Annotated in this window: 1 protein-coding gene; it reads left to right on the forward strand. The window is 65.9% G+C overall.

The features are described 5' to 3' along the window. Positions 1–187: 187 nt before the first annotated feature. A partial coding sequence (locus ACK6AU_RS27895) for an amino acid adenylation domain-containing protein (protein ID WP_409302746.1) occupies positions 188–17,653 on the forward strand: 17,466 nt, incomplete at its 3' end.

Below are 17,653 nucleotides of genomic sequence, written 5' to 3' on the forward strand. Positions count from 1 at the left end.
TATGAGTTGGCGTTTTCAACAATTTTTTCGCCTCAACTTCCCTCGCTGCTGCGCTGTGACCCAGGTGGCACTGACAAAACTCTGAGAAGGCTTTTATGAACCGTTTTTCTGCAGTGGCCATGGGCGACCTTGTCGCGAAAAAACTCCTTTCCAAACTCGTTGTTGCCGCTGTGGCGCAGGTGATCGTATGAAGCCGCAAACCTTCCCGCTGACCGCCGCGCAAAAAGCCATCTGGCTCGACCAGATCAGCCAGGGCGATTCGCCGCTGTACAACATCGGCAACTACCTGGAGATCCAAGGGCCGATCGTCCCCGAAGTGATGCAGCGTGCCGTGCAGTTGATGGTGGACAAGCACGATGCCCTGCGCCTCGCCCTGGTTGACGAGACGGATGCCGACGGCGTGCCGTTGCAGGCGTTCGTGCCGGCGATCAAGGTCGACGTGCCATTTCTGGATTTCTCCACCCAGGCCGATCCCGTCGGCACGGCCATGGCCTTCGTTGAAGAACACATGGCGCGGGCATTCCCCATGACCGAGGCGCCGCTGTGCCGGTTTTTCCTGATCAAACTGGCCGACGCCCATTACTGGTCGATCAACCAGGCCCACCACATCATCCTCGATGGCTGGGCCTTCGGTGAGATGCTGCAATCGCTTGGCGCGCTATACAGCGACCTGCTCGAGGCGCGGCAGCCGGATATGGAAGCCACGTCCTACGAGGATTTCATCCACGACGACCTGCGCTACCGTGAGTCGGCGCGCTATGCCAAGGACCGTGAATACTGGCAGGCGAAGTACCAGAGCCTGCCGGAGCCGCTGTTCACGGCGCGCCATCACAACCAATTCGCCAAGGGCAAGGCCCCGGGCCGGCATTACGCACGGCCGTTCCCGGTGGCTTTGCATGAGCGCATGGGGGAGCTGGCCAAAGACTTCCAGGCCTCGACCTATAATGTGCTGCTGGCGGCCATGTATGTCTATTTCACCCGCGTGACGCAGCGCGATGAATGGGTGGTGGGCCTGCCCTTGCTCAACCGCACGGGCAAGTTCAAAGGCACCGTTGGCATGTTTACCCAGGTCAGCGCGGTGCGCTTCAGCCTCGGTCGCGAGCTGACTTTTGGCGAGGTGATCTGTGCCGTGCGCGACGGGCTCAAGCAGGATTACCGGCACCAGCGTTTCCCCTTGAGTGGCTTGAACCTGCGCAACGAAGGCGGGCAGCTGTTCGATGTGACCTTGTCCTACGAACAGGACGACCATCGGTACCAGTTCGCCCAAGGGCTGGGCGACTCGGTCAAGGTCACCAACAGCCACGAGCAGATGCCCCTGGCTTTTCACCTGCGTGCGAGCAACCTGAAAGACAAGGCATGGGCCCATTACGTCTATAACGAAGCGTATTTCAATGCCGAGGAAATCGAATGCCTGGCGGAGCGCTTCACCCACGTGCTGGAGCAAGCGCTGGAGAATGCCGCGCTGGCGGTGAATGACTTCTCACTGACCACCGAGCGCGATCGCGCACTGTTGCAACAGTGGAACGCCGGCTCCAGTACGCCGGCCAGCGATGCCACCCTGCATGGGTTGTTTGAAGCCCAGGCGGCTTCACGACCCGATGCGACCGCCGTGGTGTTCCACGAGCAGCGCTTGAGCTACGCCGAATTGAACCGTCGCGCGAACCGGGTGGCGCACCGTCTGTTAAGCCTGGGTGTGCGCCCGGATGACCGGGTGGCGATCTGCGTTGAGCGCGGCCTGGAAATGATCGTCGGGCTGCTGGGCATCCTCAAGGCCGGCGCCGGTTATGTGCCGATCGACCCGGCGTATCCCCAGGAGCGCATCAGTTACACCTTGCAGGACAGCGCCCCGGTAGCGGTGCTGGTGCAGGCGGCGACCCAGGCACTGGTGGCCGAACTCGCGGTACCGGTGATTGATCTGGACGCGACGAGCCTGCACCAGGAATCGGTACAGGACCCGCACATTGCAGGCCTCACCGCGGCCAGCCTGGCCTATGTGATCTACACCTCGGGCTCCACCGGTTTGCCCAAGGGCGTGATGATCGAACACGCTAACGTCACGCGGCTCTTTACCGCCACCGATGCCTGGTTCAGTTTCAACCATCAGGACGTGTGGGCCTTGTTCCACTCCTTCGCCTTCGATTTCTCCGTGTGGGAAATCTGGGGTGCGCTGATTCACGGCGGCCAACTGCTGGTGGTGCCGCAAGTCACCAGCCGCTCGCCGGACGAATGCTACGCGCTGCTGTGCAGCGCGGGCGTCACCATCCTCAACCAGACGCCGAGCGCCTTTCGCTCACTGATCGCCGCTCAGGGCCAGAGTGCGTTGAAGCACTCCCTGCGCCAGGTGATTTTTGGTGGCGAAGCCCTCGAGCCTGCGATGCTCAAGCCCTGGTATGCGCGCATGGCCAACAGCGGCACGCAACTGGTGAACATGTACGGCATCACTGAAACCACCGTGCACGTCACCTACCGCGCGTTGGCAGCGGCGGATGCGCAACTGGTCGGTACCAGCCCCATCGGCGGGCGCATTCCGGACCTGCGCCTGTACGTCCTCGACGCCCAGGGCCGGCCGGTGCCACACGGTGTCGAAGGGGAGCTGTACGTGGGTGGCGCGGGCGTGGCCCGTGGCTACCTGAACCGCCCTGAACTCAACGCCGAGCGCTTTCTGCACGATCCCTTCGACCCCACGCCCGGTGCGCGCATGTACCGCACCGGCGACCTGGGGCGGTGGCAGGCGGATGGCAGCATCGACTACCTGGGGCGTAACGACGACCAGGTCAAGATCCGCGGTTTCCGTATTGAACTGGGTGAAATCGAAGCCCGTCTGGCGGCCTGCGACGGCGTGCGTGAAGCGGTGGTGGTGGTGCGTGAAGACGAGCCGGGCGATAAACGCCTGGTGGCCTATCTGATTGCCGCCGAGGGTGCCCAGCCTTCAGCCGCCGCGTTGCGCACGCAGTTGTTGGTGTCCCTGGCCGATTACATGGTGCCCAACGCCTTCGTCACGCTGGACAGCTTGCCGTTGACCACCAACGGCAAACTGGATCGCAAGGCGTTGCCGGCGCCGGATGCCGAAGCGTTTGCGCGGCGTGAATATCAGGCCCCGCAGGGTGCACTGGAAACCACCCTGGCGGGGCTGTGGAGCGAGTTGCTCGGGGTCGAGCAGGTGGGCCGCCACGACCAGTTCTTCGAGCTGGGCGGCCACTCGCTGCTGGCGGTGAAGTTGATCGAGCGCATGCGCCAGGTCGGCCTTAACGCCGATGTGGGCGTGCTGTTCGGACAGCCGACCCTGGCCGCACTGGCGGCGGCCGCCGGCAACCGGCACCAGGTGCAGGTGCCCGCCAACGTCATTGCCCGCGACTGCCAACGCATCACCCCGGACATGCTGCCGCTGGTCCGACTGCCCCAGGCTCAAATCGACACCCTGGTCGCCAGCATCCCCGGCGGTGTGGCCAACGTGCAGGACATCTACGCCCTGGTACCGTTGCAGGAAGGCATTCTGTTCCACCACCAGACCAGCATCGAGGGCGACCCCTATCTGCTGCAAGCGCTGCTGCGCATGGAGAGCCGCGCACGCCTGGCGGATTTCGTCGAAGCCCTGCAACAGGTGATCGCCCGTCACGACATCCTGCGCACGTCGGTCGCCTGGCAAGGCCTGGACGAGCCGGTGCAAGTGGTCTGGCGTGAAGCCCACCTGCCGGTGCAGGAGGTGCAACTGGCGCCTTCGGCCGAAGATCTGGCCACGCAGCTCACGCAACGCTTCAACCCGCGTCACACCCGCATGGACCTGACCCGCGCACCGATGATGGCGTTGCATTTCGCCCAGGAACCGGGCGGTGAGGGCTGTGTAGCGGTGCTGCAGTTCCACCACCTGATCGACGATGCCACCTCGCTGGCGCTGCTTGGCGCGGAAATCGAAGCCTGCCTGCAGGGGCGTGCCGACCAGCTGGCGCCTTCGGTGCCGTACCGTAATTATGTGGCGCAGACCCGGCTGGGCATCAGCCAGGCCGCCCATGAAGCGTTTTTCCGCGAGATGCTCGGCGATGTCGATGAACCGAGCCTGCCGTTCGGGCTCCAGGACGTCCAGGGCGATGGCCAGGGTATCCAGCAGGCCAACTTGCCGGTGGCCACGCAACTGGGCCAGCGCCTGCGCGCCCAGGCACGGCGCCTGGGGGTCAGCAACGCCAGCCTGCATCACTTGGCCTGGGGCCAGGTGGTGGGGCACTTGTCCGGGCGCCGCGACGTGGTGTTCGGCACGGTCTTGATGGGCCGCTTGAGCAGCGGCGAAGACGCCGACCGCGCCTTTGGCATGTTCATCAACACCCTGCCGTTGCGTGTCGAGGCGGGCGGTCAGGGCGTGGAAGACGCGCTGAAAACCACCCACGCGCGGCTGGCCGCCTTGCTCGGCCACGAACACGCGCCGTTATCCCTGGCCCAGCGTTGCAGCGGTGTGGCCGCGCCGACACCGTTGTTCAGCGCCTTGCTCAACTACCGGCACGCGGCAGTCGGCGCGCAGTCGGCCGAAGACGCGGGCAAAGCCCTGAAGTGGGCGGGCGTGGAAATGCTCGGCGGTGAAGAACGCACCAACTTCCCGTTGATGCTGTCGGTGGACGACCTCGGCGACTCCTTTGGCCTGAGCGTGCAGGCGGTGACGGGTGTCGACCCGCAGCGCGTGTGCGGTTACATGCACCGCGTGCTGGAGGCCATTGCCGACGCACTCGAGCACCAGCCGGACCAACCCCTGCACAGCCTGGCGTTGTTGCCCGATGCCGAACGGCAACAGCTGCTGGGCGACTTCAACGCCTTCGACGCCGAGTACCCGGCCACGGCTACCGTGCATGCGCTGTTCGAGGCCCAGGTACTGCGCCAGCCTGACGCCACTGCGCTGACGTACCAAGGGCAGGCCTTGAGCTACGGCCAATTGAACAGCCTGGCCAACCGCATGGCCCATCGCCTGGTCGCTGATGGCATCGGTGTGAACGATCGTGTGGCGATCTGCGCCGAACGCGGCCTGGAAATGGTCGCCGGGTTGCTGGCGATTCTTAAGGCGGGCGCGGGCTACGTGCCGCTGGACCCGGCCTATCCGGACGAACGCCTGGCCTACATGCTCCACGACAGCGCGCCCAAGGCGCTCTTGACCCAGCAATCCCTCATGCCGCGTTTCGGCGCGGCGGGCGTGCCCACCTTGTGCCTGGACAACCCGGCCGGCATCGCCGCACAACCTGCGCACAACCCGCGGGTGCAAGGCCTGCGGGCTGACGCCCTGGCGTACGTGATCTACACCTCCGGCTCCACCGGCCAGCCCAAGGGCGTGGCCATGCCCCACGGGCCGCTGGTCAACCTCATGCAGTGGCAGATCGCGCAGACCGTGGCGGATGGCCGCGAGGCTCAGCGCACGTTGCAGTTTGCGGCGCTGGGTTTTGACGTGGCATTCCAGGAAGTCTTCAGCACCCTGTGTGCCGGGGGTGAACTGTCGTTGATCCATGGTGATGTACGGCTTAACTTCCGCCAGCTGTTCCGTCATATCTGCGAGCAGCGCATCCAGCGTTTGTACCTGCCGTGCATCGCCTTGCAGGCGCTGGCAGAAGCGGTGGCCGATGAGCCGGAACTGGGCGCCCTGGCCTGTGCACTGAGCGATGTCATCACCGCGGGCGAGCAGCTGCGCATCAGCGCGCAGATGCGTGCGTTGTTCCAGCGCCTGCCGGGTTGCCGCCTGCACAACCACTATGGCCCGACCGAATCCCACGTGACCACGGCCCTGACCCTGGACGGCGATGCCGCCTCATGGCCGGTGCTGCCGTCCATTGGCGTGCCGGTGGCCAACACCCGCATTTACCTGCTGGATGAACAGCTGCAGCCTGTCCCCCTGGGCGTGGCCGGCGAAATCTACATCGGCGGCGCCTGCGTGGCGCGCGGCTATTTGCACCGTGATGACCTCACGGCCGAGCGCTTCCTGGCCGACCCGTTCGTGGCGGGCGGGCGCCTGTACAAAACCGGTGACCTGGGGCGCTACCAGCCCAACGGCGAGATTGATTACCTGGGCCGCAACGACGGCCAGATCAAGATCCGCGGCTTTCGTGTGGAGCTGGGCGAAATTGAAGCGCGCCTGGCCCAGTACGCCGGCATTCGCGATGCCGCGGTGCTGGTGCGTGAGGACAGCCCGGGCGACAAGCGCCTGGTGGCCTACTTTACGGCCAAGGCCGAACGCGCAATACCGGGCATCGATGAGCTGCGTGCGCACCTGCAGGCACTGCTGCCCGACTATATGATCCCGGCCGCCTATGTACAGATGGAGCGCTTGCCGCTGTCGCCCAACGGCAAGCTGGACCGTCGTGCGTTGCCGGTGCCCGAGGTCGAGGCGTTTGCCAGCCGTGAATACGCGGCCCCTCAGGGCGCCACTGAAACCGCCCTGGCCGATCTCTGGGCCCAGGTGCTGGGCGTCGCCCGCGTGGGCCGCCATGACAATTTCTTCGAACTCGGTGGCCACTCGTTGCTGGCGGTCAAGCTGATCGAGCGCATGCGCCAGTTGGGCATGAGCGCCGACGTGCGCGTGCTGTTCGGCCAGCCGACCCTGGCAGCACTGGCGGCTGCGGTGGGCGGCGGCAGTGAAATCCAGGTGCCGGCCAACCGCATTCCGGCGGACTGTACGCAGTTGCGCGCCGACATGCTGACGCTGATCGAACTGAGCCAGGACGAGCTCGAGCGGATTGTCGCGCGGGTGCCCGGTGGCGCGCGCAACGTGCAAGACATCTACCCCCTGGCACCTTTGCAGCAGGGCATTCTCTACCACCACATCACCGCCGAGCAGGGCGACCCGTACCTGCTGCAAGCCACATTCACCCTGGGCAGTCGCGAGCAGCTCGACACGTTTGCCCAGGCCCTGCAAGCGGTTGTCGAACGTCACGACATCACCCGCACTGCCGTGTTGTGGGAGGGCCTGGAACGTCCTGTGCAAGTGGTGCTGCGCCACGCTGAACTGGCCCTTGAAGAGCTGCATTTCGATACCGCCCAAGGCAGCGTGCTGGAGCAGTTGCGCGCGCGTTTCGACCCGCGCCTGACGCGTCTTGACCTGAGCCGCGCACCGCTGATGCACCTGGCCTTCGCCCATGATGAAGCCAATCAGCGTTGGCTGGCGCTGTTGTTGTTCCATCACATCGCCATGGACCACACGGCCCTGGATGTCATCAGCGAAGAAGTCCAGGCTTGGCGCAACGGCGACTTTGCACAGCTAGGCGCGGCGATGCCGTACCGGAACTATGTGGCCCAGGCCCTGCTGGGCGTCAGCCAGGCGCAGCATGAAGCGTTCTTCCGCGAGATGCTGGGCGATGTTGACGAGCCAACGTTGCCGTTCGGCTTGCAAGAAGTGCAGGGCGATGGCCTGGGTGTCAAGGAAGCGCGCCTGAACCTGGACCCGGACCTGTGCCGCCGCCTGCGGGCCCAGGCCCGTCACCTGGGCGTCAGCGCCGCCAGCCTGCACCACCTGGCCTGGGCCCGCGTGCTGGCCAGCGTCAGCGGACGGGACGACGTGGTCTTCGGCACGGTGCTGCTGGGCCGCCTGCAGAGCGGCGAGGGCGCCGACCGCGCCCTGGGCCTGTTCATCAATACCTTGCCACTGCGCGTGGATGCCGGCACAGCCGGCGTGCGTGCGGCGGTACGCGCCACCCATGGACGGCTGACCGCCTTGCTCGGTCACGAGCATGCGCCGCTGGTGGTGGCGCAACGTTGCAGCGGCGTGCCGGCGACGTCGCCGCTGTTCAGTTCGATCCTCAATTACCGCCACAGCCCATTGCTGGAAAGCGAAGGGCCGCAGTACTGGGCCGGCACCGAAGTGTTCGAAGTGCGTGAACGCACCAACTACCCGTGCATGCTTTCGGTGGATGACCAGGGCGAAGGCTTCCAGCTGGGCGTACAGGCCACGGGCGTGGACGCGGCCCGTGTGGCGGCTTACATGCAAACCGCCTTGCACAGCCTGGTCGAAGCCCTGGAAAACGCACCGAATACCGCCGTGCAGCACCTGCCGGTATTGCCCGATGCCGAGCGCGAAACCCTGTTGCTGGAATTCAACGCCACCGCCCGCGATTACCCGCTGCAACAGACCCTGCACGGCCTGTTCGAAGCCCAGGTTGCACGCACCCCCGACGCGGTTGCCGTGGTGGCCGACGGCCAGCGCCTGAGCTACCGCGAGCTGAACGCCCAGGCCAACCGCCTGGCCCATCACCTGCGGGCGCACGGCGTGCAGCCGGATTCGCCGGTGGCGATTTGTGTCGAGCGCAGCGCCGAGATGGTGGTCGGCCTGCTGGCGATCCTCAAGGCTGGCGGCGCGTATGTGCCGCTGGACCCGGCCTATCCGCAGGATCGCCTGGCCTACATGCTTGAAGACAGCGCCCCGGCTGTAGTGCTGGTGCAAACCGCCACCCGTGCCTTGCTCGGCGACATCGCCGTACCGGTGGTGAACCTCGATCACGCCCACTGGCAGCAGCTGCCGTCAAGCAACCCGGCGGTTGCCGGGTTGACCCCGCAGCATGCGGCTTACGTGATCTATACCTCAGGTTCCACCGGCAAGCCCAAGGGCGTGATCAACGAACACAGTGCGGTGGTCAACCGCCTGCTGTGGATGCAGGAGGAGTACGGCCTCGATGCCGACGACAGCGTGCTGCAGAAAACCCCGTTCAGTTTCGACGTGTCGGTGTGGGAGTTCTTCTGGCCGCTGTTCACCGGCGCACGCCTGGTCATGGCGCGCCCGGGCGGGCACAAAGACCCGCAATACCTGTGCGATATCATCGAGGCCGAGCAGGTCACCACCTTGCACTTTGTGCCGTCGATGCTTGACGTGTTCCTGGCCCATGGCGATGTCAGCCAGGCGGCCGGGCTGGTGCGGGTGATGTGCAGCGGCGAGGCGCTGCCGGGCAGCGTGGTGCGGCGCTTCAAGCAGCAACTGCCGGGCAGCCAGCTGTTCAACCTGTATGGCCCGACCGAAGCGGCGGTGGACGTCACGGCCTGGGATTGCAGCGGTGCGCTGACCCCGGACAACACCCCGATCGGCAAGGCCATCGCCAACACCCGCATGTACGTGCTCGACGCGCACCTGCAGCCGGTGCCGCTGGGCGTCAGCGGCGAGCTGTACATCGGTGGCGTGCAGGTCGCCCGTGGCTACCTGAACCGTCCGGACCTGACGGCCGAACGCTTCCTCAAAGACCCGTTCAGCGAAGGCCGGCTGTATCGCACCGGTGACGTCGGGCGTTTCCTGGCGGACGGCAATATCGAATACCTGGGGCGTAACGACGATCAGGTCAAGATCCGTGGCTTGCGCATCGAACTGGGGGAAATCCAGGCGCGCCTGGGCGAGTTCCCGCGGATCCTGGAGGCTACGGTGCTGGCCCGCGAAGACGTGCCGGGCGACAAACGCCTGGTGGCGTACTACACCGGCGCGCCGGCGGCCACTGACGAGCTGCGCACCCACCTGCTTGCGCAACTGCCGGAGTTCATGGTGCCGCAGGTGTTCGTGCACCTGGACGCGTTCCCGCTGAGCCCCAACGGCAAGCTGGACCGCAAGGCGCTGCCGGCCCCGGACATGGCCGCGCTGCGCAGCCATGAATACGAAGCACCGCAGGGTGACACCGAAATCGCCCTGGCCCAGCTCTGGGCCGAGCTGCTGAACGTGGAGCGGGTAGGGCGTCACGACAACTTCTTCGAACTGGGCGGCCACTCGCTGCTGGCGGTCAGCCTGATCGGGCGCATGCGCCAGAAGGGCCTGAATACCGATGTGCGGGCGTTGTTCGGCCAGCCGACGCTGGCTGCGCTCGCAGCCTCCCTGGGCAGTGCGCGAAGCAACCTGGTGGTGCCGGCGAACCGCATCGGCGTCGATTGCCAGCGCATTACCCCCGACCTGGTGCCGCTGGTGGCGCTCGACCAACCCACCCTTGACCGCATCGTCGAGCAGGTACCGGGTGGCGTGGCCAATGTGCAAGATATTTACCCGCTGGCCCCCTTGCAGGCGGGCATCCTGTTCCATCACTTGCAGTCTGCCGAGGGCGATCCGTACGTGCTGCAGGCCATGATTGGCCTGAGCAGCCGCGAACGCCTGGATGCCTTCAGCCAGGGCTTGCAACGGGTGATCGACCGCCACGATGCCTTGCGCACCGCCGTGCTTTGGGACGGTTTCGCCGAGCCGCTGCAAGTGGTACTGCGCGAAGCCCGATTGGTGGTGCAAACCTTGACGCTGGACCCGGCGCAGGGGGCCATCGAGGAGCAGTTGCGGGCGCGTTTCGACACCCGTCATCACCGCCTGGACCTCAGTGAAGCGCCGCTGATCCGCATCGCTTGCGCTGCCGACCCGCAGAATGATCGCTGGCTGGCGGTGCTGATGTTCCACCATATGATCATGGACCATACGGCACTGGAACTGCTGCGCCAGGAAGTGCAAGGGTACCTGCAAGGGCAGGCCGCGCCGCAGGCCGCTGCACAGCCTTATCGCAACTACGTGGCGCAGGCCCGCCTGGGTGTCAGCGAGGCGGAGCATGAGGCATTCTTCCGCGACTTGTTGGGCGATATCGTCGAGCCGACGCTGCCGTTCGGCGTTCGCGACGTGCAGGGTAATGGCAGCCAGCTGCGCGAGTCGGTCTTGGCGCTCGAGGCCGAGCTGAGCCAGCGTCTGCGCAGCCAAGCCCGCCAACTGGGGGTGAGTGCGGCCAGCCTGTTCCACCTGGCGTGGGCACGGGTACTGGGCGCGGTGTGCAGCAGCGACACCGCCGTGTTCGGCACGGTACTGCTCGGTCGCCTGCAAGGTGGCGAGGGGGCTGAACAGGCCCTGGGCTTGTTCATCAATACCTTGCCTCTGCGCGTCGACGTCGGCGCCGAGGGCGTGCGCGCCGCGGCGCAGGCGACCCATGGCCGTCTCACCGCGCTGTTGAGCCATGAACATGCGCCACTGGCACTGGCCCAGCGGTGCAGCGGGGTGGCGGCGCCACAGCCGCTGTTCAACGCACTGCTCAACTACCGGCACAGCGCCGTTGCCGCGGTGCAACAGGATCAGCGGGCGTGGCAGGGCATCGAGTTCTTCGCCGCCCAGGAGCGTACCAACTACCCGCTGACCCTCAGCGTGGACGACCTGGGTGATGACTTCAGGCTGGTCGCCCTGGCCGTGGACGAGATCGGTGCCGAGCGTATTTGCGACTTTATGCACACGGCCCTGGCGAACCTGGTGACGGCGCTGGAACACACGCCCCAGCTCGCGGTGAATCAGCTGCCGATCCTCTCGGCCCGCGAGCGCCAGCGGGTGCTGCTGGAGCTGAACGCCAGCGCCAGGCAATACCCGGTTGGCCAGACCATTCACGCGCGGTTTGAAGCCCGCGCCGCGCAGCAGCCCGAGGCCATTGCCGTACGCCAGGGCGATGCCCAACTGACGTACCGCCAGCTCGACAGACGTGCCAACCAGTTGGCGCACAGCCTGCTCGAACACGGCGTGAGCCCGGACGACCGGGTCGCCATCTGCGCCCGTCGCAGCCTGGAAACCCTGGTGGGCCTGCTGGCGATCCTCAAGGCCGGCGCGGCTTACGTGCCTATCGACCCGGCCCACCCGCGGGAACGCATCGGTTACCTGTTGCAGGACAGTGCCCCGCAGGTGGTTCTGGCCCAGTCGGGCACCCGCGACTTGCTGGGCGACAGCGACAGGCCGGTGATCGCGCTGGACGGCGATCAGTGGCACCACCAGCCGAGCGGCAACCCGAGCGTGGCCGGTTTGACCCCGACCAACCTGGCTTATGTGATCTACACCTCCGGCTCCACCGGTTTGCCCAAGGGCGTGATGGTCGAACATCGCACCCTGGAAAACCTGGTGAACTGGCACTGCGATGCCTTCGACCTGCACGCCGGCAGCCATACCTCCAGTGTCGCCGGTTTCGGCTTTGACGCCATGGCCTGGGAAATCTGGCCGGCCCTGTGCGTGGGCGCCACCCTGCACTTGCCACCGGCACAGCAGGCCCACGAGGACATCGATGCATTGCTCTCATGGTGGGCCGCGCAGCCGCTGGACGTCAGCTTCCTGCCGACGCCGGTGGCTGAATACGCGTTCAGCCAGCACCTTGGACACCCGACCCTGAAAACCCTGCTGATCGGCGGTGATCGCCTGCGTCAGTTCAGCACGCCGCAGCGTTTTACCCTGGTCAACAACTATGGCCCGACCGAAGCCACGGTCGTGGCGACTTCCGGGCGGATAGACGCGGGCCGGACCCTGCATATCGGCCGGCCGATCGCCAACACTCAGGTGTATGTGCTGGATGAGCACCTGCAACCGGTTGCGCGGGGCCTCACGGGCGAGTTGTACGTCGGCGGTGCCGGCGTGGCGCGCGGTTACCTCAACCGACCCCAGATGACCGCCGAGCGCTTTATCCAGGACCCGTTCAGCGCCGACCCGCAGGCGCGCCTGTACCGCACCGGTGACTTGGCCCGTTGGCTGGAAGACGGCACGCTCGACTACCTGGGCCGCAACGATGACCAGGTGAAAATCCGCGGCGTGCGCATCGAGCTGGGCGAGATCGAAACCTGCCTGGGCGAGCACCCGGACGTGCGCGAAGGCGTGGTGCTGGCCCGGGATGGCCGCCTCGTGGCGTACTTCACCGAGTACCAGGCGCTCGACCTCGACAGCCTGCGCGACTGGCTGCAAGCCCGGCTGCCGGACGCCATGGTCCCGGCCGCCTATGTGCGGCTCGACCACCTGCCTTTGACGGCCAACGGCAAGCTCGACCGCAAGGCCTTGCCGGAGCCGGATCAATCGGCCGTGCTCAGCCAGGCTTATCAGGCCCCCGAAGGCGAGGTGGAAGTCGCCCTGGCTGCGCTGTGGGCCGAGGTGCTCAAGGTCGAGCGCGTCGGTCGCCATGACAACTTCTTCGAGCTGGGCGGGCACTCCTTGCTGGCCGTCAACCTGATCGGGCGCATGCGCCAGGCCGGGTTGCAAGCCGACGTGCGCAGCCTGTTCAGCCAACCGACCCTGGCGGGCCTGGCGAGGGAGCTGGGCAACGCCGATGAAGTAGAGGTACCGGCCAACCTGATCAGTGCCGACTGCACCCGGATCACCCCCGCCCACTTACCGTTGGCGAACCTTGACCAGGCGAGCATCGACCGGATTGTCGCCACCGTGCCGGGCGGCGTGGCCAATGTGCAGGATATCTACGCGCTGGCGCCGTTGCAGGAAGGCATCCTGTATCACCACCTGAGTGCCGGGCAAGGCGACCCCTACCTGTTGCAGGCGCGTTTCAGCTTTGCCGATAAAGGCCGTCTGGACGCGTTTGCCCAAGCGTTGCAGGCGGTGGTGGACCGTCACGACATCCTGCGTACCAGCATCGTCTGGGAGGGCCTGGACACGCCGATGCAAGTGGTCTGGCGCAGCGCCCGGCTGGCGGTGCGGGCCATTGCCCTGAATGGGGCCGACGGGGATGTGCTGAGCCAGTTGCACGAGCGCTTTGATGCCCGGCGCACGCGCCTGGATGTGAGCCAGGCGCCCCTGATGCAACTGGTTTACGCCCAAGACCCGGCGAACCAGCGGATCGCGGCGATCTTGCTGTTCCATCACCTGGCCCTGGACCACACGGCCATGGACGTGGTGCGCCACGAGGTGCAGGCCAGCCTGTCGGGCAGCCAGCAAACCCTCGGCGAGCCGGTGCCCTATCGCAACTATGTGGCGCAGGCGCGCCTGGGCGTCAGCGAGCAGGCCCATGAAGCGTTCTTCCGCGAACAACTGGCCGATATCGACGCACCGACCTTGCCCTTCGGCCTGCACGACGTACAGAGCGACGCCGGCGGCATCGAAGAACGCTCGCTGGCGGTAGACGCCGCATTGGCCCTGCGCCTGCGGGCGCAATCACGGCAACTGGGGGTCAGCGCCGCGAGCCTGTTCCATCTGGCGTGGGCGCACGTGCTGGCGACCGTCTCGGGCCAGGACACGGTGGTCTTCGGCACCGTGCTGATGGGCCGCATGCAAGGCGGCGCGGGCAGCGAGCGTGCCCTGGGCATGTTCATCAACACCTTGCCGCTGCGTATCGACCTGGCCGGGCAAGGTGCGCGCGCCAGTGTGCGAGCCACTCACTCACGCCTGAGCGCGTTGCTGGGGCATGAGCATGCCTCACTGGCGCTGGCCCAGCGTTGCAGCGGGGTGGCGGCGCCCGCGCCGTTGTTCAGTGCGCTGCTCAACTACCGGCACAGCCAGCCGGCCGATACACAAAACCTGGAAGGCTGGCACGGTATCGAGGTGCTCGGCGGCGAGGAGCGCACCAACTATCCGCTGGCCTTGAACGTCGATGAGTTGGGCGATGCGTTCAGCCTCAACGTGCTGACGCCGGCGTCCGTGGGCGCGCAGCGTGTTTGCCGGTTCATGCACAATGCGCTGGAGCAACTGGTGCTGACGCTGGAGCAGGCTCCGGATGCGCCGATCGACGGTTTGAGCATCCTGCCGACGGCAGAGCGTGATCAGGTGTTGCTGGCATTCAATACCACCGCGACAGACTTCCCATCGACGCAGACCGTGCATGGCGTGTTTGAAGCTCAAGTGGTTGCGCGGGCGCACGCCGTGGCGGCGGTGCAGGGCGCGGTTTCACTGAGCTATGGAGAACTGAACGCGCGGGCCAACCGCCTGGCCCACCACTTGCTGGGCCTCGGCGCCGCGCCGGGTGAGCGGGTGGCGATCCTGCTGGAGCGTTCCCTGGATCTGCTGGTGGCCCAGTTGGCGATCAGCAAGTGCGCGGCAGTGTATGTGCCGTTGGACGTGAATGCGCCGACGGATCGCCAAGCCTTCATGATCGAAGACAGCGGCGCCCGCTGGGTGCTAACCACCAGCACAACCGAGGTGGCGGGCCACCGTCTGGACCTGGATACCCTTGATCTTGGTAATCAGCCGGAACACAACCCGGCCCTGGAACAGTCATCGGAAACCGCGGCCTACATCATGTACACCTCCGGTTCCACCGGCACGCCGAAGGGCGTGCTGGTGCCGCACCGAGCGATCACACGGCTGGTGATCAACAACGGTTATGCCGAGTTCAATCCGCAGGACCGCGTGGCCTTCGCTTCCAACCCGGCGTTCGATGCCAGCACTCTGGACGTGTGGGCGCCGTTGCTCAACGGCGGCGCAGTGGTGGTGGTCGATCAGGACACGCTGTTGTCCCGTGAGGCCTTTGCGACCTTGCTGCAAGAGCAGTCGATCAGCGTGTTGTGGATGACCGCCGGCCTGTTCCATCAGTACGCCGAAGGTTTGCTGCCAGTCTTCCCGCAACTGCGCTACCTGATTGTTGGCGGTGATGTGCTGGACCCAAGCGTGATCGCCCGTGTGCTCAAAGACGGTGCGCCGCAGCATTTGCTGAACGGCTATGGCCCGACCGAAGCCACCACTTTCTCGACCACCTATGAAATTCAGCGCGCGGATGAGGGCAGCATCCCCATCGGCAAGCCGGTCGGCAATAGCCGCGCCTACGTGCTCGATGCCCGTCAGCAACCGGTGCCGGTGGGGGTCGCGGGCGAGCTGTACATCGGCGGGCAGGGCGTGGCCCTGGGTTATCTGAACCGTGCCGACCTGACGGCCCACGCGTTCCTGGTTGACCCGTTCAACGACGGCGGTTTGATGTACCGCACCGGCGACCGGGTGGCTTGGCGTGGCGACGGTACCTTGCAGTACCTGGGGCGTAACGATCAGCAGGTGAAGATTCGCGGCTTCCGTATCGAACTGGGCGAGATCGAAGCACGCCTGGGTGAACACCCGCAGGTCAAGGACGTGGTGGTCCTGGCGCGTCAGGATGAGCCGGGGCACAAGCGTCTGGTGGCTTATTTCACCGAACGCGAAAATGTCAGCATCGAAGCGCTGCGCGACTATCTGCATGCCCAGCTGCCGGACTACATGGTTCCGGCCGCCTATGTGCGTCTGGACAGCCTGCCGCTGACCAACAACGGCAAGGTTGACCGTAAGGCCTTGCCGGCGCCGGATCAGGACGCACTGCTCAGCCGTGGCTACGAAGCGCCCCAGGGCCAGATCGAAACCCTGCTGGCGCAGATCTGGGCCGATGTGCTCAAGGTCGAGCAAGTGGGGCGCCACGACAATTTCTTCGAACTGGGTGGCCATTCGTTGCTGGCGGTGAGCCTGATCGAACGGATGCGCCAGGTCGAGCTCAGCGCCGATGTACGGGTCTTGTTCAGCCAGCCGACACTCGCCGCGTTGGCGGCTGCGGTTGGCAGCGGACGCGAGGTGGCCGTGCCGGCCAACCTGATTACCCCGGATTGCACCCGCATCACCCCGCAGTTGTTGCCGTTGATCGACCTTGATCAGCCGAGCATCGACCGCATCGTCGCCACAGTGCCGGGCGGCGTGGCCAACGTGCAGGATATCTACGCGCTGGCGCCCTTGCAGGAGGGCATTCTCTACCACCACATCACCGCCGGGCAGGGCGACCCGTACCTGCTGCAATCGCAAATGGCATTTGACAGCGTCGAACGTCTGCAGCGTTTTGCCCAGGCCTTGCAGGGCGTGATCGACCGGCACGACATTCTGCGCACCGCGATTGCCTGGCAAGACCTCGGTACCCCGGCGCAAGTGGTGTGGCGACAGGCCCGGTTGCCGCTGCAAGAGGTGATCCTCGACCCGGCCGAGGGTGACGTGCTGAGCCAACTGCACGCGCGTTTCGATGCCCGCCATTACCGCGTTGATGTCAGCCAGGCGCCGCTGCTGCGCCTGGCCTACGCCCGGGATGAGCACAACGGGCGCACGGTGGCGGTGCTGTTGTTCCACCACATGGCGCTGGATCACACGGCGCTGGAGGTGGTCAGCCGCGAAATCGCCGCCAGCCTGGCCGGATCGACCGCCGCACCGGCACCGGCCATGCCGTATCGCAACTATGTGGCCCAGGTGCGCCTGGGCATGGATGAGCAGGAGCACGAGGCGTTCTTCCGCGAGATGCTCGGCGATATCGATGAGCCGACCCTGCCGTTCGGCCTGCGGGACGTACAAGGCGACGGCCATGCCGTCAGGGAAACCGGGCAAGACCTGCCCGCCGCCCTGAACCTGCGCCTGCGCGCCGCCGCACGGACGCTGGGCGTCAGCGTCGCCAGCCTGTTCCACCTGGCTTATGCACGGGTCTTGAGTGCGGCATCGGGCAAACCGGATGTGGTATTCGGCACCGTGCTGATGGGGCGCATGCAGGGTGGCCACGGCGCCGACCGTGCGTTGGGCATGTTCATCAACACCTTGCCGTTGCGGGTGAGCCTCGATCACCAGGACGTGCGTGCCGGGGTGCGCTCCACTCACGCCCGCTTGTCGGCGCTGCTGGGGCACGAGCACGCCTCGCTGGCACTGGCCCAGCGTTGCAGCGGCGTAGTGGCGCCTTCACCGTTGTTCAGTGCGATGCTCAACTACCGCCACAGCGCCAGCGATGGCGTCATGCACGAAACCCGTGACGCCTGGGTGGGGATCGAAACCCTGGCCGGGGAAGAGCGCACCAACTATCCGTTGGCCTTGAGCGTGGACGACAGGGGTGATGGCTTTCGGCTGACGGCGCAGGTGTGTGGCGCGGACCCGGAGCGGGTCGTGGCTTACATGCAGGCGGCGTTGTGCAGCCTGGTGGATGCGTTGGAAACGGCGCCGGGCACGACCTTGCCGCAACTGTCGGTATTGCCCACCGCCGAG

Origin of the sequence: Pseudomonas sp. KCJK8993 (assembly GCF_046230915.1) — a bacterium.
Lineage (GTDB): Bacteria > Pseudomonadota > Gammaproteobacteria > Pseudomonadales > Pseudomonadaceae > Aquipseudomonas > Aquipseudomonas piscis.